At 65.6% G+C, this 16,664-nt stretch carries 22 protein-coding genes; 12 read left to right on the top strand and 10 right to left on the bottom strand.

The features are described from left to right. The first annotated feature begins 247 nt into the window (after positions 1–247). From EDC02_RS21610 to EDC02_RS21595, 6 genes are all read left to right on the top strand, one after another. A complete protein-coding gene (locus tag EDC02_RS21610) occupies positions 248–1,063 on the top strand; it encodes a hypothetical protein (protein ID WP_123603533.1) in 816 nt (271 codons plus the stop codon). Between the two features lie 154 nt (positions 1,064–1,217). Next, positions 1,218–2,234 carry an aldehyde reductase gene (locus tag EDC02_RS21605; RefSeq protein WP_123603532.1) on the top strand — a complete coding sequence of 339 codons (1,017 nt, stop codon included), beginning with the start codon at positions 1,218–1,220 and terminating at the stop codon, positions 2,232–2,234. Positions 2,235–2,598: 364 nt separating this feature from the next. Then, positions 2,599–3,762: an AAA family ATPase gene (locus EDC02_RS21600; RefSeq protein ID WP_148083547.1), complete on the top strand. Its 1,164-nt coding sequence runs from the start codon at positions 2,599–2,601 to the stop codon at positions 3,760–3,762. Between the two features lie 307 nt (positions 3,763–4,069). Continuing rightward, a complete protein-coding gene (locus EDC02_RS39645; protein WP_148083546.1) occupies positions 4,070–4,975 on the top strand; it encodes a hypothetical protein in 906 nt (301 codons plus the stop codon). Continuing rightward, a complete protein-coding gene (locus tag EDC02_RS39640; protein WP_148083545.1) occupies positions 4,968–5,609 on the top strand; it encodes a hypothetical protein in 642 nt (213 codons plus the stop codon). Before EDC02_RS39645 ends, EDC02_RS39640 begins: the two co-directional genes overlap by 8 nt. A gap of 29 nt (positions 5,610–5,638) precedes the next feature. Further along, on the top strand, positions 5,639–6,256 hold the full coding sequence (locus EDC02_RS21595; protein ID WP_123603530.1) for an HD domain-containing protein: 618 nt from the start codon (positions 5,639–5,641) through the stop codon (positions 6,254–6,256). Between the two features lie 49 nt (positions 6,257–6,305). Here EDC02_RS21595 and EDC02_RS21590 read toward each other — a convergent pair whose 3' ends face one another. From EDC02_RS21590 to EDC02_RS21570, 5 genes are all read right to left on the bottom strand, one after another. Then, on the bottom strand, positions 6,306–6,752 hold the full coding sequence (locus EDC02_RS21590; protein ID WP_123603529.1) for a hypothetical protein: 447 nt from the start codon (positions 6,750–6,752) through the stop codon (positions 6,306–6,308). 3 nt (positions 6,753–6,755) lie between these two features. Then, positions 6,756–7,400, bottom strand: a complete 645-nt coding sequence (locus EDC02_RS21585; protein WP_123603528.1) for a hypothetical protein — start codon at positions 7,398–7,400, stop codon at positions 6,756–6,758. Further along, on the bottom strand, positions 7,397–7,657 hold the full coding sequence (locus tag EDC02_RS21580; protein WP_123603527.1) for a hypothetical protein: 261 nt from the start codon (positions 7,655–7,657) through the stop codon (positions 7,397–7,399). The genes EDC02_RS21585 and EDC02_RS21580 overlap by 4 nt, the downstream gene beginning before the upstream one ends. 5 nt (positions 7,658–7,662) lie before the next feature. Continuing rightward, on the bottom strand, positions 7,663–7,926 hold the full coding sequence (locus EDC02_RS21575; protein ID WP_123603526.1) for a hypothetical protein: 264 nt from the start codon (positions 7,924–7,926) through the stop codon (positions 7,663–7,665). Positions 7,927–8,051: 125 nt separating this feature from the next. Then, positions 8,052–8,693, bottom strand: coding sequence for a hypothetical protein (locus tag EDC02_RS21570; protein ID WP_148083544.1), 642 nt, complete (start codon positions 8,691–8,693; stop codon positions 8,052–8,054). A 138-nt stretch (positions 8,694–8,831) separates the two neighbouring features. Here EDC02_RS21570 and EDC02_RS39635 point away from each other — a divergent pair, with 138 nt between their 5' ends. Both EDC02_RS39635 and EDC02_RS21565 read left to right on the top strand, forming a co-directional pair. Next, the gene (locus EDC02_RS39635; RefSeq protein WP_148083543.1) at positions 8,832–9,221 is read left to right on the top strand and encodes a hypothetical protein; all 390 of its coding nucleotides are present in this window, start codon (positions 8,832–8,834) and stop codon (positions 9,219–9,221) included. Between the two features lie 115 nt (positions 9,222–9,336). Further along, entirely contained in the window at positions 9,337–10,014 is a 678-nt protein-coding gene (locus tag EDC02_RS21565; protein WP_148083542.1) for a hypothetical protein, read from the top strand. A 332-nt stretch (positions 10,015–10,346) separates the two neighbouring features. Here EDC02_RS21565 and EDC02_RS40935 read toward each other — a convergent pair whose 3' ends face one another. Genes EDC02_RS40935 through EDC02_RS21555 form a run of 3 tightly spaced genes read right to left on the bottom strand, consistent with a single transcriptional unit; the run spans position 10,347 to position 10,971 of the window. Further along, positions 10,347–10,574: a type II toxin-antitoxin system PemK/MazF family toxin gene (locus EDC02_RS40935; protein WP_199757722.1), complete on the bottom strand. Its 228-nt coding sequence runs from the start codon at positions 10,572–10,574 to the stop codon at positions 10,347–10,349. Then, positions 10,553–10,675, bottom strand: coding sequence for a type II toxin-antitoxin system PemK/MazF family toxin (locus EDC02_RS42845; RefSeq protein ID WP_370461554.1), 123 nt, complete (start codon positions 10,673–10,675; stop codon positions 10,553–10,555). Before EDC02_RS42845 ends, EDC02_RS40935 begins: the two co-directional genes overlap by 22 nt. Before the next feature lie 26 nt (positions 10,676–10,701). Then, positions 10,702–10,971, bottom strand: a complete 270-nt coding sequence (locus tag EDC02_RS21555) for a hypothetical protein (RefSeq protein WP_123603523.1) — start codon at positions 10,969–10,971, stop codon at positions 10,702–10,704. 258 nt (positions 10,972–11,229) lie between these two features. Between EDC02_RS21555 and EDC02_RS21550 the strand changes: the two genes are divergently transcribed. After that, positions 11,230–11,847: an NUDIX hydrolase gene (locus EDC02_RS21550; RefSeq protein WP_123603522.1), complete on the top strand. Its 618-nt coding sequence runs from the start codon at positions 11,230–11,232 to the stop codon at positions 11,845–11,847. On the opposite strand, the gene EDC02_RS21545 is transcribed toward EDC02_RS21550, so the two are convergent. Together EDC02_RS21545 and EDC02_RS21540 are read right to left on the bottom strand one after the other, a co-directional pair. Continuing rightward, positions 11,844–12,983: an XRE family transcriptional regulator gene (locus tag EDC02_RS21545; protein ID WP_123605018.1), complete on the bottom strand. Its 1,140-nt coding sequence runs from the start codon at positions 12,981–12,983 to the stop codon at positions 11,844–11,846. The two genes, EDC02_RS21550 and EDC02_RS21545, sit on opposite strands and share 4 nt — an antisense overlap. Before the next feature lie 158 nt (positions 12,984–13,141). After that, the gene (locus tag EDC02_RS21540) at positions 13,142–13,315 is read right to left on the bottom strand and encodes a hypothetical protein (protein WP_233606159.1); all 174 of its coding nucleotides are present in this window, start codon (positions 13,313–13,315) and stop codon (positions 13,142–13,144) included. 146 nt (positions 13,316–13,461) lie between these two features. Here EDC02_RS21540 and EDC02_RS21535 point away from each other — a divergent pair, with 146 nt between their 5' ends. From EDC02_RS21535 to EDC02_RS21525, 3 genes are all read left to right on the top strand, one after another. After that, complete coding sequence (locus EDC02_RS21535) at positions 13,462–13,671, top strand: hypothetical protein (RefSeq protein ID WP_123603520.1); 210 nt, start codon at positions 13,462–13,464, stop codon at positions 13,669–13,671. Positions 13,672–13,973: 302 nt separating this feature from the next. Continuing rightward, the gene (locus EDC02_RS21530; RefSeq protein ID WP_233606425.1) at positions 13,974–14,252 is read left to right on the top strand and encodes a DivIVA domain-containing protein; all 279 of its coding nucleotides are present in this window, start codon (positions 13,974–13,976) and stop codon (positions 14,250–14,252) included. Continuing rightward, complete coding sequence (locus EDC02_RS21525; protein ID WP_123603518.1) at positions 14,249–16,459, top strand: hypothetical protein; 2,211 nt, start codon at positions 14,249–14,251, stop codon at positions 16,457–16,459. The genes EDC02_RS21530 and EDC02_RS21525 overlap by 4 nt, the downstream gene beginning before the upstream one ends. Positions 16,460–16,664 lie beyond the last annotated feature (205 nt).

Below are 16,664 nucleotides of genomic sequence, written 5' to 3'. Positions count from 1 at the left end.
CTCGTCAGCTGCCGGGATCACCGGGCGCTGTGGCCGGACAGAGTGCTCGAGCCCCGTCTGCTGCAATGAGAGCACGGGTGTCGGCGTTCGCCAATGCCCAGAGTGTTTGAAACCTGAATGAACTATGTTAAAGACGGGGCGTGGCCAGGGGGTGTTCACAAGATCGAAAAAAGCGACTGCCCGGGTGATTGCTCTCACGTTGCCAAACGGCGCACGGGTCGAACTTCACCTGTGGTGCACTGGGACGATGCAGCATGTCCCGTGCCGGCCTGGGCGGTGGTGGACCGATGCGGCGGCGACGGTCGGACTGGTCAGCGCGGTCCTGCTGACCGCCAGGTACGCCCGTCCGCCCGTCACCGACGCGGCTTGGTCACTGCGCTTCCCGGAGTCGTCTTCCGCTCCGAACGCGTTCGCCGGCACCGGCCCGCGAATCGTCATCTGGGCGCTGGTGGTCATCGCGGCGGTCGCCGGCTGGCGCCTGATCGCGGTCATCGGTGGCTGGGGTGGCGTGCTCGCCGAGGTCGCGGCGGCCTCCGCGAACGAACCCAGCGGCCTGGCGAAGTCGCCCGAGGAGGTGTCGGCGGTGATCCTGGTGCTGATCGCCGCCACGGCGGTGTCGATGCCAGCGCCACGTCGCCGGGCGGTGACCCTCCTGGGCAGACGCGGGATGGTGCTGATAGCGGTGGCCGGGCTGGCCGGTGTCGGCGGTTCGGCCGTCGAGCCACTGTTGTGGACTCAGCAGGGCGAGGACGTCACCGTCGACGATCGCCTTCTGAACCTGCTCGCGGCCGGGACGTACGCTGTCGTGATCGGGCTGCTCGTCGCCGCGATCGCCCGGATCGACCCGGTGATCCGACGGCGGACAGTCGTACTCGCCGCCGTGATCGCCGCCTTCCTCGCGAGCATCCGGGTGATGTCCGGGCCGGGTAGGCTCGGCGGCTTCAGCGGGTCGTTGTTGGACATCGGGTCACCGGCGTGGTGGCTGCTGCCTCCCGCAGCGTCCGCCGTCTGCCTGGCCACCGGCGTTGTCTTGCTCCTCGCCCGGGAAGGGCCAGCAGGATAGATCATTTGTCGATCCTGCGACCACCGGTGCTGTCGCAAGTCCGGGAACATCGGCCCAGCCCGGTCGCAGACATAGGTGTCACCGGTACTTTCGGCGCAGTCCGGGGCGGGGGTGCGTTGCCCGTTCACAGTGCGAGCGGTGTCGGGAGTCGGCAATGAGTGGCGAGCAGGTGCTGGTGACAGGAGGCTCCGGCTTCGTCGGGGCGCACTGTGTCGTACGGCTGCTGCTGCAGGGGTATCGGGTGCGTACCACGGTGCGTTCGGCGGGTCGTGCCGCCGACGTACGCACGATGCTGCAGGCGGGGGGAACGGAACCGGGTGACGCGCTCAGCTTCGCCGTTGCCGACCTGACTGCCGACGACGGCTGGGCCGAGGCGGTGGCCGGATGCGACTACGTACTCCACGTCGCCTCTCCAGTGCCGCTGGCCGAGCCCCGCGACGAGAACGAACTCATCGGGCCGGCACGCGATGGGGTGCTGCGGGTACTGGGCGCGGCACGTACGGCCGGGGTCAGACGTACGGTGCTGACGTCGTCGATCGTGACGGTGAAGTACGGTCACCCGGCAGACAAGCGGCTGTTCACCGAACAGGACTGGACCGATCCGGAACGGGGGCAGGTCTCCGCGTACGCGAAGTCGAAGCTGCTCGCCGAACGCGCCGCCTGGGACTTCGTGCGCAAGGACGGCGAAGGCATGGAGTTGGCGGTGGTGAACCCGGTCGGCATCTTCGGTCCGGCCCTCGGTCCGGACCGGTCCCTGTGGTCAGACCAGATCGACCGGATGCTGACCGGCCGTCAGCCGGTCCTGGCCCGGATCCACATCGGTGTGGTCGACGTACGGGACGTCGCAGACCTGCACGTACGGGCGATGACCGATCCGGCGGCGGCCGGGGAACGGTTCCTGGCCAGCGCCGGCACCATGTCGATGCGGGACATCGCGGTGTTGCTGCGTACCCGGCTCGGTGACGAGGCTGACCGGGTGTCGACGCGGGTGCTGCCGGACTGGGCGGTGCGTCTCGCCGCCAGGTTCAGCCCGCGGATCGCGTTCGTGCTGCCTGAGCTCGGGGCGGTACGCGAGGCGTCGAGCGAGAAGGCTCGTCGGATGTTGGGCTGGCAGCCCCGGCCGGCTGAGGAAGCCGTCATCGACATGGCGAACAGCCTGATCCGACGCTGAGGAGCCCCTGCCGGCGACCGAGGACTACTACTCCACAGGATGGCTCTCGTGGAGTAGTGCCGGTCGAAACAGCGCGGAGCCGGTTTAGCAGAACGACAGTTGCCGGACAGAGCGCTCGAGCCCTGTCTGCTGCAACGAGAGTACGGGTGTCGGTGTTCGCCAATGCCAGGTTATTTGAGACCTTAACGAAGTATGCAAATGCGGGGGCGTGGCCAGGGACTGTTCACAGGATCGGAAAGGCGACTGCCCGGGTGATTGCTCTCATGTTGCCAAACGGCGCACTGGTAGGGTCGGGCGCGGGGCGGTTGGCAACGACACTCTCCTGCGGTTTGGGCTGGCGACGGAGCGACGGAGGGGGCCGCTGATGAACGGGCCTGACCTGACAGTGCCGTTCGTCCGTCGGGTACGGGTGCGGGGCTTCCGGTCGATCGCCGGCTGTGAGGTGGCGCTCGGGCCGCTGACCGTACTGCTGGGGTTCAACGCTTCCGGGAAGTCGAACTTCCTCGACGTACTGCGCTTCGTGGCGGATGCATTGACCGGCTCGGTGCCGCAGGCGGTGGCCGACCGGGGCGGGCTCGGCGCGCTGCTGCACCGGGGACCGGGCGGCGCCATGGAGTCGTTCGAGATCCGGCTCGACCTGGCGTTGCCGCCCCGGCAGGCCGGGCAGGCGCCGATCCCGGCGACGTACGGCTTCGAGGTCGCGCAGGACCCGTTGGGTGAGCTGCCCCTGCTCGTGCGGGGTGAGGCAGCGACGATCAGGCTTGCGGACGGCGAGCTGCGGTTGCCGCTGGACCCGGGGACGGACCGCACCATGCGGTTGCGGCTGCCGGCGTCGGTGATTCGCGAGGGCGATCCGCAAGGGGTGCTGGAGACTCGGCTCCGGGCGATGGCCTTCTACGAACTGGACTCGACCGCGTTGCGGGCCTTGGACAAACAGCTGGCGCCCGGTGGGCAGCTCGGCAGGACCGGCCACTTCCTCGGTTCGGTGCTGGGTGAGCTGGGTCGGGAGGACCCAGTCGGTAAGGAACGGCTGGACAGTTACCTCGGGGCGCTGGTGCCGAACGCGCTCGGGGTCGACGAGCGGGTCGAGGGGCGCTACTCGACGGTGCAGGTTCGCTTCCGGGCCGGGGCGGCCGGTGACGGCGAGGAGGTGTTCCTGCGGGAGTCGCTGTCCGAGGGGACGCTGCTCGCAGCCGGGGTGCTGACGGCGTTGTTCCAGCCGGCGGCGTTCGCCGGACGGATCCCGTTGATCGGCATCGAGGAGCCGGAGACCGCGTTGCACCCGGCCGGGGTGGGGGCGATGTACGAGGCGTTGGACGACGCCGCGCAGCGCACCCAGGTGATCGTCACCAGCCAGAGTTCTGAGTTGCTGGACAACGAATACGTGAAGCTGGAACACGTTCGTGCGGTGGCCAACGTGGACGGCGTAACGTACGTCGGAGAGATCGACGCCGCTGGCCGCGCCATCGTGGACAAAGAGCTGATGACCCTCAGCGAATTGCACCGCAGCGGGCAAATGCTACCCTGATCAAATCAGGGTGTATTAGGTGCTTTCTCGGCGTTGCGGACATAACTAGCGAGCAGTATGAGACCGGCGCCATCGGCGACAAACGACCGCACCACCAAGGTTTAGGTCGGCGGATTGGTGTCCGCCGAGAAAGGTCTTGCGTGTCGGCTTCCCGACAATCTATATACACATCGGGTATACCCGATAGAGTTGTACACCCGCTTGGGGTGGGGGATGAACTCGCTTCCGCCAAGTGTTCAAGTTCTGGGACCAGGCGCGGCGAATGCTCAACCGAATAGCAGTCGGCAGCGCCGGGGGAGGGGCTCGGGTGGGGTTCTCGAGATCGGCCGTACTTCGTCGATGGTATTTCATTACCCTTGCTCTGGGATTTATCGCACTTGCGCTTGCTCGACTCACAATTCTAGGTGGCAATCGGGCAAATGCGGGAATCTGGCAGAGCTCTGCCAATATCGCCGACAACATGCTGGCCGCTACTCTCACCTCGCTAATTGTTGGTGGCGCCTATGTCTACTTGTACCCACTCGAGAATGAGGTGCCACACGAGGTGGTAAGAAGCGTTGACATCGCAGGCGCCTTGGCTGAACAAACGCGACCTACACGAAATTGGGCTGTGCGCTCACGGAGCGCCAACTACTTCACCACCATTACTTTACGAGAGATAGCCAACTCGGCTTTGAGTAACGGACGTGCCGTGAGCGTTCGTATCTTAGTCATTGATCCTGACAGGACTGACTTGCTGGCGGCCTACTCTCATTCGATGAGCAATACTAAGTCGCGCGTGGGCGCTTGGTCGGTTCGTCGGGCTAGGTTTGAGGTCATGGCATCACTTCTTCGTGCGGCACTACAAGTACGAAAGGCGCCACGTGTTGAAGTCACTTTTGGGTTAGCCCCATACGTATGGGTTATGAGCTTGGACCTATCGGACATCGCGGCACTTGTAACCGGTCAGAACAAGGGTGAGGATGCACTCATCTTTCGGAACTCATCGTCGTTTTATAGGTCCTACTGCGACGACTTTGATGCGAGTTGGGCGGTTGCTCGGAAGGTTCGTCCTGTGATCAATCGCGACATTCCTTCTGACCCAAACTTACTAACCACTGAAGACCTGGCGGAGCTTCGATCATTCTTCGAAAAGTTGCAAATTAATCAAACCCCCGACGAGGACCTGCTCGAAATAGTTCGAACCTTGGGAAGGAGAACAGACTATGACTAATCGGGTAGGAGATTCGGGCGTTGTAAAGTGGCTTTCAGTGCAGTCGCCAGGAACCGTGGCATCGATCGTCAAAGGCGAGCGAGTCGACAGCTATGAACATCCGTACGGATTCACGGCGATTCGAATTATCAACAATATCCTTCCCGGGTGGAATATCCGAATTCACATGTGGCCTCCGCATGAAATTCAAAATTACCGCCTTCGGCAGAACAAGACCTTAAATCAGCAGGTGCATGCACATGGGTGGCGCATTTGGAGTGCGGTGATGTGTGGAGAAGTCGAGGAGTGTTCATTTCGTGTTGCTGCAAGCAATGGCCAGCGTTTCGGGTTATACTCAGTAGTGACGGACTACAAATCAATGGTGAGCCGGCTTCAGTTGATGCAAGGGAGTGTTGAGGCGCATTTGACCGGCAGGGAACTGCGGACAGCCAGTACGTCTCCATATCTAATCCCCTCTTGGAGCTATCACGTCACTACTGGTCTTCGTGACAGATGGTCGGTAACGCTCGTAGCGACCGAGTCGGTTGACGATCCGTCGTCTAGACTGATCGCGCCGATGTCCACGGGCGCAGTCACTGTGAACCAGCGCAAGGCAAGTCAAGATCTGGGCTTGCTTAATTCTCTCCTTGGTTAGATGACTTCTGGTTACGGAGACAGGATCCGATGCTTCAAAAATTGACAAACCTTCGAGTTATCGTTCGCGACCTTTATCAAGCGAGCGATAAGGATGTTCCGTACCACGGCTGGAATCATGTCAGATTTGTTGCCAGTAAGGCGGCGGAATACGCGGTCGAACTGAAGGCAAACATATCCTTGGTGACTGCCGCCGCGCTGCTACATGATTTCAACTATCTCACATCCAACAATGGCGACGAGAGTGCGGCTCGCAACTTACGTTCCAAAATGATCAAGAAGGCTGAACTTGATGAAGTTCTTGCAGATAAGGTCGAAGTTATAATTGCTGAAGCCAGAACCAGCCGCCGACATTCGGGGATTTCATTGGAGGCTCAGGCGCTGAGTGATGGTGACACGGCCTTCAAAGTCCTTCCAACCACTCCACTGATGACGGTTAGCTTCCTTAATGAAACCGGAGTGTCTCTACGCGATTTGGCTCACAAAATTGTGCACGAACAGGGTCCGCTCATGGAAAAAGGTATCTATTTTTACTCCAAGAGTGCAGAAGTGGAGTACGGGTACTGGGCGCATGAAAACCTAAAGATGTGGAACCGGGTTCTGGAGTCGCTTGACAATGACGAGATCGCTGCAACCTTTCGGCATTGACGTTATAGATGGGTTCTCGTATGTGGCTACTGTAGCATCCGTTCGATGGCTACTCGACAGGGTGGTTCTCGTGGAGTAGCGCCTCGGCTTCGAGGAGAAGTTCGTCCAGTTGCTCGTCCGTCAGCTCCGCATCCTCGACCAGCCGGAACAGGAGCTGCCCCTGAATCTCGGCCATCACTCCGACGTCGAGGTTTTCGACGATCTCCTCGACGCCGGGAATGTCCATGTCCAGCATGGCGCAGATCAGGGCTTCACCCTCCTTGGCGGGAAGCTCTCGTCCTTCTAGCAGTCGGGCTCGCGCATCCGCTACGAATCGGATAATCTCGCGGGCATCTTTGTTCTCGGCGAATCGTCGCTGAACGGCGACGAAGAAGCTGTAACCGATGATGGCAACAGGCGTGCCCTTGCCCTCGCTCTGGAACTTTTCGGTGAACGAGTCGTAGGTTTCCCAGTCCTGACGAAGCAGGGCGCGAAGGAACTTGGTTTCCTCTTCCATTTTCTATCCTTTTTCCTTGGTGTCGTCGTTTCTTGTCCGCCTGCGCATACGAGACATCAGCTCTACGCCCTTCGCCCCGACGACGGCCACCGCCAGCGCGGCGAGCAGCGCATCACCAGCGGACGCACTCGGCTGGTGGGTCGGCTGGAAAGAAAAATTCGGCGTCTTGCTGACCGCTGTCCCGCCGGAGCCCTTTGCAGCGTCCTGGAGAATGCCCCCCAACTTGCCGAAGTGCTGCAACCCGTCGTCCGAGCTGCGCACCTGGCCGACGCGGCCGAGTGCCTTGGCCGCCAGGGAACCCTTCTTGTGGCCAGGTTTGGCCAACGCCTCGCCAGACGGCATGCCTCCGGTGGCGGAGGTACGGGTCGGGACGGAGCCGGGGGCGATGTGGTTGGCGTAGTGGGAGATCTCGGCTGCTGCTTCGGCGATGAGCCGGGCGATCTTGCCGGACTTCGCAGCGGCCTCGCTGGCCTGCGTGCGCGCTGCGGTGGCGTGAGAGCTGTCAGCGCCCTCGGTCGCGGTCTGGTAGTGCCGCGTACCGGCCGCGGCCGACTTCTGTGCGGTCGTTGCCGCGACTGCCGCGCTATCGAGGTCGTCGAGGATCTGCCGCAGCACCGCAATGACGTCGCCGACGCTGCCGCTGCTCACCCGAGAGCCTTCGCGTACTCCTCGGCGCTGTCTGCGCCGCCGTCGATTCGGCGGAGCACCAGCTCGTTCTCGTCGTCGGCGCTGCGTAGCCGGCTGAGCGCGGCGGTGACGTGCGGGTGCTGGCTGTCAGTGAGGACCGCTACGGCGGCGACATGACAGGACCGGACGGTCTCCCGTACCGAATGGATGGTGTCAGCTGCCGACCGCAACGCCTCGGTCCCCTCGCGTAGCCGGCTCTTGACCTCGTCGACGCTCATCGCCGCTACCCGAGGATACCGGCGTACCGGCGGGTCGACTCGCCCGCTTGGTGGATGAGGCCGGCGGACTCCTCCAACTGCCGCTTGGCCTGCTCGCAGCGGCCGATCGCCTCGCTCACCAAGTGGTGCCCGGTGCCGGCCGAAACAGCGTGGAGCTGGCTGAGCATGTTGTCCAGGGTCCTCACCGCCGCCATGAGCTGCTGCCGGCTCGTGTTGCCGTGCTCTGCGGCTTGGGCGAGACCGGCCTTGACTTCCTGGATGCTGGCCACCAGTTCCTCCCCGACGTCGGTCCTGCGACGAGCCCGGCTACGGCGGTCACTCTCCTACATGGTCGGAGCCTATCGGAGTGCGTCAACGTCAGGCTACGGAAGGTGATGGCACTTCGGGCGGCTGGTCAGTTCAGTAGCCGCTCGGCCCAGTAGATCTGCCGGTCGGGGCCGACGCTGATCAGGGCGACCATCAGGTCGTCGACGGCGGCGGGAGCGGACGCGATCGCGAACCCCGGTGGTGTCTCCGGATGTGCCGGGTGTAGGACGAAGGAGTACGTGACGGGGGTGGCGTCGACCGACGCGACGATGACGACGTCGCCGGAGGAGTAGAAGCCACCGTTGACCTCGCGGTCACCGATGCCCTGCAGCCAGGGGTAGCGCTGTTCAACGGCGTTGAGGACGCCGTCCGAGCCTGATCCGACCCGGTCCGGTCGATTCGACGTGGTGGAGATGAACCCGGGCAGGGTGCGGGTCCGTTTGTCGAGCACCGCGATGATCAGCATCGCGCCGGGTTTCGCCTGCGGTGGCGGCGTCCACCTGACCTGGCCGAGGAAGACCTGGGCGCCGTCGGAGGGAACTACCAGCTGTTGACCGTCGAAGGCGGCGTCCGCAGTTGCCTGGTCGACCAGCCGCAGCGTCGCGGTCGCCTTCAACACCTCCGGCTCGTACGGCGACCGATGGTGCCACCACCGCCACCCGGCGAAGCCGCCTGCCAGAGCGAGCACCAGAACGAGCGAGCTGAGCATCCAGGCCGAGCGATGTCTCATGCCGGCCAGTGCAGCACACGAAGGCGAGAACTCGCCAGATCCGACGCCACGGTCACAACTACTGCACCAGCCTGCTCTGCGATCACATCTTCAGGTAGAAGTGATCCTGGGTAGGTAGGCGATGCCTATGGTTCGGGTATGGGGGAGAAGGAGCGAAGCAGGAAGGGCAGTGATTCCGGTGCCGGCACGGCATCGGAGGCAGGGGCTGCCTGGAGTGCGTGGAGTTTCGGGGGAGCTTGGCGGCAGCATGCGCTCGCCCGAGCTCTTTACCTTGAGCATCAAAGTCGGCTCCTCTATTCAGAAAAAGATGATCCTCGTTTGCGGGAAGCCTGTCAGTTTGTCAGCGCCGATGTCGCCCTTGCGCGCCAAGCTGCAAGGAACGTCTGGCCGTTCAGGGGGTCACTTGAGCGGACCTGGTCGCACATTCATGCGGCTGAGCTCGTGCTGCTCAAGGTTGCCGATGAGGAGAGGCTGAAGGGCTGGTCGTCATCCGTGCTGGAGTTGGCCAAGAAGCTCCCACGAGAATGACTGCAGATTGGTAAAGATCCGTGAGCTGTGCGGACGAGACGGCATCGGGAGCCGTGAGCGCAGGGCGGCGGGCGGTTGGCGTCAGGTCTTCACAGGTAAGGCAAAATGTGCCGAGGTGAGTGAACTTCGCTATGCCATGATGGCTGCCTTGGTCGGAAGCTGCACCGCGATAAATAGTTGGTATTCTCGGGTGCGCGGCGTGCGGAACATCTTGATTTCCGTGACGATGCTCACCCTGGCATTGGTTCTCTGTCTCGGTATCTGGGGATACGAGTCTCCCGACGTGCTGAGTCTATGTTTTGGGACGGACCCCGGCACTCTGGTGTGTCCGCATGATCCGCTGACAAAGGACCAGGGCATGCAGCCCACTGCCGAGGACAGGGACCGGCAAGCCGAGCCCGATCGGGTCGACGTGACGCTGGTCCTGGTGTTCGGGTTCATCGGGGCAGTGTTGTCCGGGATCCCTGCTCTGGCCAGGCTGCACAGGTCGGCGGTGCCGTACGACCTGCGCCTTGCTTCGGCTGCGCTGAAGCTGCCCGCCGGCGCTCTCTCTGCCTTCGTGGGAGTTACCTTCATCCGCGGTGAATTCGTTCCAGGTCTCACCCAGCTTGACACGGGAGCACAGATCCTCGCGTGGAGTGTCGTTTTCGGAGTTTCCCAGTACGCCATAACCCGGCTCGTGGACAACAAGACATGGGAGATCGCTTCGGATCAACGCGGCAACCCCGAAGGGGACGATGACTCCAAGTCCGGCAGCGCGGCAGGCGGTGAAGGGCGCGCCAGGTTCGACTGAGTGACGCCAGGCCCTACCTGCCGTGGCACCCAACCGGCGAGCGCTCGCCACAACGGGTCTGGCTGTAGGCGAGGCCCGCTGGTACAGCTTCAGGCGCTTTCCTCAGGCGGCGAGGCCGAGGAGCTCGGTGGCGCGGGTGGTGAACCTCGTTGTTCCCCAAGGACGTCGGCTACGTCCTACCGCTGCGGGACTCGGTGCGCAAGAAAGAGAAGATCGGGCATCGACGACATCGTGCGCGTACACCTGATCGTCCCTGCGGGGCGGCCCTGAGAGTGCCGCTACGCTCTATGTCGCTCTCATCTGCTACGTATGATGTTGCTGCTGTGTCGCAGTCAGGGCGTGAAGGCGACCATTTCCCGAAGCCATTCGGACAGCCGCGCGACTTCGCTGGCTGAGGCGGTTCCCAGGGGCTGTGTGCGGCGGAACCGTTGCGTGGAAACCGCCGTTATGTCCTCGGTGCGCGCCCAGCTGGGGCGGGTCAGCCCGGACTCGGGGGAGTCGATCCGCACATGGTGGTCCAAGCCGCGGTCCCGCGTGGTCAGCGGCACCACGATTGCCATACCGATGGGAACCGGCAGTGGGTGGTGGAGCCGACGATGACGGCCGGACGTACGCCACCCTCTTCGTGCCCGACCGGGTTACCGAAGTCCACCAGCCACACCTGCCACGGTGCGAGTTTGGCGTGGCTCACTCGTTGTACTCCGGGTACTCGTCGCGCCTGGGTGGCATGCCGTCACCGGCGGTGTTGTCGGTCAACGACGTCTCGGCCCGGTACCTGGCCCATTCTTGCTGGTCGGACTGTAGCTCGGCGTACCGCGTCATGATCTTGTTGACCTGGTGTTCCCTGATGAGCCGCCGAAGCGCCTCGGCAAGGGGAACGCCTGCGAAGTCGCGTCTGGCGATCTCCGCCAGTTCGTCTCGGAGACCGCTGTCGAGCTGCATCGTCGTAGTAGCCATAACGTCCACTATGGCTCAAGCACGGCGAGTGGTCACCGAGCGACCGTGATCGCGTACGACGGCATGCCAGCGCCCGGCGACCTGAGCGGCCGGTGACAGCCCAGGTGGTTGCCTGGGTCGCCGCCGGAGCGGCTGGGCAGCTCCAGGTGCCTGCGTCAGGCGGCGAGGCCGAGGAGTTCGGTGGCGGGGATTCGCGGCCCTTGTCTGCGGATTGGGTGCAGGGCTGGTACGAACGGCTGCGTCGATAGTCTGGCCTGCATGGGTGACGCGACGGGCGGAGACGAACGGCTGCGGGGCCGGCTCGACGACGGGCCTGGCCCTGAGCAAGCCGATGCTCATCGCTGGCACGTGTTCGGGAAGCGGACAGTGTACGAGCGGCGGCCGTGGGTCAGTCTCGACCTGGTCGACGTCCAGCCTCCCGGTGGCGAGCGGTTCGAGCACCACGTCGTACGGCTGTTTCGTGCCGCCATCGGTGTCGTCATCGACGATCGGGACCAGGTGCTAATGCTGTGGCGACACCGGTTCGTGTCGGACCAGTGGGGGTGGGAGCTTCCCGGCGGGATCGTCGACGACGGCGAGAGCCCGGCAGTAGCCGTGGCGCGGGAGGTCGAAGAGGAAACCGGCTGGCGCCCGTACGGGATGCGGCGTCTGTTCTCGTACCAGCCGATGGTTGGCATGGTCGACTCGCCGCACGACGTCTACTACGCCAGGGAGGCGACGTTCGTCGGCCGGCCAGCCGTGTCCGACGAAGCCGGCGAGGTTGCGTGGGTGCCACTTACCAGCATTCGGCAGCTACTCGACCGGAACGAGATCCTGGGTTCCGGATCGATCGTCGGACTGCTGCACGTGCTGGCGTTCGGCGTGCCGGTGGACTAGATATTTGCCGCGATTCGGGCCAATAACTGATTGAAGCGTCGCTGATTCCTGAGCGATCCCGTCCGGCTGGCCAGAGCCCGAGCACGTCGTGCCTCCTGCTCGGCCTCGCGCAGGTCGCCGCCGGCAAGGTGCGCATGTGCGAGGCCGATCCGCAGGCCAGCCTCGGCACGGGTGAACGTGCCGTCCATCCCAGCCAGAGCGGCATGTAGCTCATCGACCGCCGAGCGCTCGCCCAGCAGGGCATGCGCGTTGCCGCGCCAGCGCGTCAGGTGGGCTTCGTTGAGGAAGATTCCGGCCACCTCCTCGTCTCGCATCTCCGATCCGGCTGGCAGCGTCGCGGCGGCCTGGTCCAGCGCGGCGTGGGCTGCCGACGCGTCCGACAGAGTGGCGGCGAACTCGGCGTGAGCCGCGTGCAGCCACGCCAGCAACCGGGCAGGGGCCTTCCGCTCGGCCAGCGAAACCGCTTCCAGGATCAGCATGCGGGCAAGCTCCGGCTTGCCGGCATCGACCAGGACGTACGCCTGTTCGCCCATGGCGTGTGCGACCAGGGCCGGACTTGCCGCCTCGACCGCTGCTCGTCGCGCCAACTCGTAGCAGCGCCAGGCTCGGTCGACCGCGCCGACGTCGAGCGCCTGCCAGCCGGCCAGCGTCGCGGCACCGGCGAGCGCCCGCGCAACCGGCCGGCGTGCGGACGGGAGTACGGAGTATGCGAGGGCATTCTCCAACGTCTCGACGTGGGCGCGCATCTGGTCGCCCAGCGCGGGAGCGCCCGCCTGCCGGTCGATGGAGCGGAAGAGTTCGGTCTGCTGCGTCAGCACGCCGACCAACCCGACGTCGACCGACTTGGACGCCTCGATGCGCTTGGCCAACTCGGCGTACGCGCTGTCGAGTGTCTCGCCTTCCGTTGTCGCTGCCCCGAACAGTTCGGCGTCGGTCAGTCCGAAGATCGCCCGCAGGACAGCGCGGTACTCGCCGTTTACTGACCGCCGACCGTTCTCCCACTCGGAGACGTAGACCTTGAGACTTGCCCGAGTGGCGGTAGCCGCGCCAGCGGCAGCACGTCGTCGAGCGATTTCGTGAACGAGTCTCGCCTGCGACCATCCGCGTGACTCCCGTGCTGCTTTCAGAGCGTTCATGCCCGCCTCCGTCCGGGTCATACTCATGATGCCCTACCTGGACTGGGATCGGCAGAGGTTAACAAGGGGAAGTTAACCAATGTGTTCTGTCCTCTGCGGCACTCAGCTGGTTTAGTCGACGACGGCAAGCGAGCGCTAGACAACCGCAAGAGCGAAGGTCAATCGTCGAGTTGGGAAGGGCGGTGCTCCTTGATCCACTCGGCGACTGCCTCGCGGGACCAGATGCGCCCTGCGTTCAAGGAGTCCAGAGGTGCGGGGAAGGTGGACCTCTTGACGATCTCGGAGGCTCGTTGGCGGGAAATGCCGCCGAGCATCTGCTGAATTTCTGTCATCCCAGCCAACCGCATGCGGAGAAGCTAAGGACTTGACGAGTGTCAACCCCGTCAACTTGACGGCCCTTGCATCTGCCTAGACGAACATCGAATTCTACGCTGAATCCACGAACGAGAACCGCCAACTGATTGGAGGGAAATCGATCATGACGCAGATGGATGACGACCGGTGGCGGTCGTGTGGGTCGGACTGGGACGACCCGGGAACCGGCCCCCGGCAGGTGCCGGTCGACGTACCGCCGCCGGTGCTCGTGCCCGACGCCCGGCGCGGTGACGCCGACGTCCGGCCCCGTACCGCTGCTCGGAGCGCGACCGGGCCGGGCAGCGCGCACCCCGACCTCGGCGACTGCGCCTGACCCAGATTTTCGCAGCTCACGCGGCGGAATCAAGGTCTGCCTCGGTCGCTGTACCGCCAAGGAGGGCTGCGGTGATCGGGGCCGGGGGTGGCCCCGCCCGAGTCGGCAAGGGGCAGGGCCACCCCCATCCACCACGCACACCACCAACAACAACGGCACGACACAGGGGAGGAGCACTGATCATGCGAAGGATGTGGCAACGGATGCGGGTCCGCTGGGGACGCCGACGGATGGCGTCCACCCCGCCCAGCCGCTGGCCGGCCGGCGGCGACCGCGGCGTCCACCGGGTGCCCAGCACCAACATGCGCTCGGCGGCGTACCGGCCGATCCGGCCCTGGCAGGTGCGCAACCAACGGTTCCGGCCGGTCGGCGTCACGGCCCGCGGCCTCGACCCGGTCGAAGTCGGCGCGTTCCTCGACCGCGTCGCCTACGACCTCGGCGTCCTCTACGCCGAACTCGACCGCACCTGGGAGCAGAACAACCGGATCAAGGACGCGCTGCGCCGCTGGCAGTCCACCCAGTCCGCGATCAACCAGTCCGCGATCAACCAGGCCGCGATCAACCAGGCCGCCGTCCGGTGACCGAGCCCGACAACCCCGGCGTCACCGTCGTCGACTGCACCACCTGCGACGGCGGTGGCGTCACCTCCCACCGGTGCAGCTGCACCTGGTACGGCGACCAGCTCATCGTCGACGACGACCAGTTGACCGCCGGCAACCCGGGCGGTACGGCGTACCGCGACTGTCAAATCTGTCTCGGCACCGGCACGAACTGCGCGACCTGCGACCGCTGCGCCGGGCTCGGCCGCCGCCGCGCCCAGCTCGTCTACACCGTCGCCAACGCCGACACCGCCGCCGTCGCCTCCGTCAACATCGTGCCCGGCGCGCTCGACCCGGTGCACCGCGCCGGCCGCTGGTGGCTCGACCTCGACGCCGTCGTCACCGAACTGGCCGGCTGGGTCGGCGCCGACCACCTGTACGACCCGGACACCCCCGAGCGGAATCTTCTCGTCGGCGGGCTGGTGCTGCCCCGCGACTGGCGACCCGACCTGCCGCAGGCACGGCGGCACGCCCTGGAAGCGGCGGCGATCGCCAACTACACGTACCACCCGTGGCAGCTCTGGCTCGGCCGCACTGCCCCGCCGGACCGCCCCGACCCGGCCCGTCACCTCGGCCAACTCTGCGCCCTCGCCGAACTGCTCTGCCTCGACCTGGTCGTCGAAACCCGGCCCGATCCGTACGGCGACGACCGCTACGGCTGGCAGCTGCGCCTCGAACTGCCCGACACCGGAGTCGGCGACGCGTTCGCCAGCGGCGTCGGCAGCTACGACAGCCTCGACGCGGCGATCGTCGCCGCTGACGCCACCCGCCTCGCCACCGGGATCGGCGACCGTGGTGTCGACGTACCCGCCCACTACCTGCGCCCCGGCCGACCCGGCCCGCCGATCGGGCCGCCGAAACTCGACCTGGACCAGCTCGAACGCCGCATGATCGCCGACTGCACCTCACTCGGCACCGGCGAGGCCACCCCCGGCGCCCAGGCCATCTGGCGCGACGGCCGCTGGTGGCACACCAGCCTGCGGGTGGTCGCCGTCGTCGAGGAACTCACCGAACGCACCACCGGACAGATCTCCCGGCGTACGGTCGACAAGCTCGCCCGAGCGTGGCAACCGCCGCCGCCCAGCTGGCAGGGGCCGGCGATCCCGTCCGACCCCTGCCCGTACTGCGTACCGGAGCAGGGGTTGCGCCGCTGCGTCTGCACCGTCGGCGCGCCCGCCGCCGACCCGGAGTGCCGCTACTGCGGCGGTGCCGGGCGCAGCGGCCGGTACGCCGCCGGCCTCAGCCGCTGCTTCAGCTGCGGCGACACGCTGCGCATCCGGCACGGTGCCGTCGTCACCGTCACCGACGGACAGCACTGGGCCCGCCACCTCAACTGGGCACTTCCCGACGAAGCCACCGCCGTGGTGCCGCGGATCGGCAGCCAGCCGGGCGGCAAACCCATCCACCAGGTGCCGCAGCAGTTCCGGCTCCCGTTCCACCTCGGCGACCTGACGGTACGCGGCCAGCCGATCGGCCCGGACCAGCTCGCGCCGCTCGACGAGTACGAGATCCTGCTGGTGCAGGAACTTTGGTACGGCTATGTCACCCTCGACCACCCTGGGCAGGACCCGCTGACCGCGTACCTGGCGAACGTCGCCAACGGGCACCCCGGCGGCCGGGTGCTGCTGCACGCCGCCGAGCCGGACGCGCCACCGCTGGCGCGGGTGCTCGCGTTGGCGTACGGGCTGGGGCTGGCCCTGATCGTCACCGTCGCCGACCATCGCAACAACGCCGGTACGCCGTACCGCATGCAGGGGGTGTCGTGGGGCGCGTACCTCGCCGCGCCCGGCACCGCGATCGGCCTGCGGGCCTACCCGCACCGGCCCACCCTCGGGCACGCGCTTGCCCAAGCCGTCGAGTACGTGTGCGGCGCCACCCGCTCGGCGGTGCCGGCCGATCCGTCGACCGCGATCGCCGTACCGCAGAACGTGCCGCAATCCGTACCGCAGGATGTGCCGACGCCGGCAGCCGACGGCGACCCCGGCGACTGGGCGGCGCCTGCCAACCTGGTGCCGTTGCTGTCGTTGCTCGCGGGGTACTACGCCGGCGAGACGGTGATCGTCTCGCTCGCCGCGTCCCGCTGCGAGGTGCACGTACGCGAAGGTCCCGAGACCACCCGGCGGGTCGCCACCGCCGCTGACCTGCCCGCCGCCGTCGTCGCCCTGCGCCTGCACCCGCCCTCCAACTGACGATCCACACCGCCGGCAGCAGCCCGCGTCGATGTGAGGCTGAGATACCCTACGCCGCAATCATTCGGTATCTCAGCCTCACATCGCCGCATGTGATTTCCCAGGTACTGCAGCCCGCCGTACCGCATGCGTGCACGATGTCTCGATCATCACCCGCACCTGCTCGGTGAAGACCGAAGACGGTGACTGCGGGTGCAGCGAGTTT

This window comes from Micromonospora sp. Llam0 (genome assembly GCF_003751085.1).
GTDB lineage: Bacteria > Actinomycetota > Actinomycetes > Mycobacteriales > Micromonosporaceae > Micromonospora_E.
This window is presented reverse-complemented; position numbering and strand designations above follow the sequence as displayed.

Bases quoted from the DNA above. Each gene is read 5' to 3' on its own strand.
- EDC02_RS21610 (WP_123603533.1), top strand. From the start codon at position 248: ATGCAGCATGTCCCGTGCCGGCCTGGGCGGTGGTGGACCGATGCGGCG.
- EDC02_RS40935 (WP_199757722.1), bottom strand. From the start codon at position 10,574: ATGGCAATCGTGGTGCCGCTGACCACGCGGGACCGCGGCTTGGACCAC.
- EDC02_RS21530 (WP_233606425.1), top strand. From the start codon at position 13,974: ATGCGCTCGGCGGCGTACCGGCCGATCCGGCCCTGGCAGGTGCGCAAC.
- EDC02_RS21540 (WP_233606159.1), bottom strand. From the start codon at position 13,315: ATGACAGAAATTCAGCAGATGCTCGGCGGCATTTCCCGCCAACGAGCC.
- EDC02_RS21595 (WP_123603530.1), top strand. From the start codon at position 5,639: ATGCTTCAAAAATTGACAAACCTTCGAGTTATCGTTCGCGACCTTTAT.
- EDC02_RS21535 (WP_123603520.1), top strand. From the start codon at position 13,462: ATGACGCAGATGGATGACGACCGGTGGCGGTCGTGTGGGTCGGACTGG.
- EDC02_RS21570 (WP_148083544.1), bottom strand. From the start codon at position 8,693: ATGAGACATCGCTCGGCCTGGATGCTCAGCTCGCTCGTTCTGGTGCTC.
- EDC02_RS21605 (WP_123603532.1), top strand. From the start codon at position 1,218: ATGAGTGGCGAGCAGGTGCTGGTGACAGGAGGCTCCGGCTTCGTCGGG.
- EDC02_RS21590 (WP_123603529.1), bottom strand. From the start codon at position 6,752: ATGGAAGAGGAAACCAAGTTCCTTCGCGCCCTGCTTCGTCAGGACTGG.
- EDC02_RS21555 (WP_123603523.1), bottom strand. From the start codon at position 10,971: ATGGCTACTACGACGATGCAGCTCGACAGCGGTCTCCGAGACGAACTG.
- EDC02_RS39640 (WP_148083545.1), top strand. From the start codon at position 4,968: ATGACTAATCGGGTAGGAGATTCGGGCGTTGTAAAGTGGCTTTCAGTG.
- EDC02_RS21545 (WP_123605018.1), bottom strand. From the start codon at position 12,983: ATGAACGCTCTGAAAGCAGCACGGGAGTCACGCGGATGGTCGCAGGCG.
- EDC02_RS21550 (WP_123603522.1), top strand. From the start codon at position 11,230: ATGGGTGACGCGACGGGCGGAGACGAACGGCTGCGGGGCCGGCTCGAC.
- EDC02_RS39635 (WP_148083543.1), top strand. From the start codon at position 8,832: ATGGGGGAGAAGGAGCGAAGCAGGAAGGGCAGTGATTCCGGTGCCGGC.
- EDC02_RS21580 (WP_123603527.1), bottom strand. From the start codon at position 7,657: ATGAGCGTCGACGAGGTCAAGAGCCGGCTACGCGAGGGGACCGAGGCG.
- EDC02_RS21600 (WP_148083547.1), top strand. From the start codon at position 2,599: ATGAACGGGCCTGACCTGACAGTGCCGTTCGTCCGTCGGGTACGGGTG.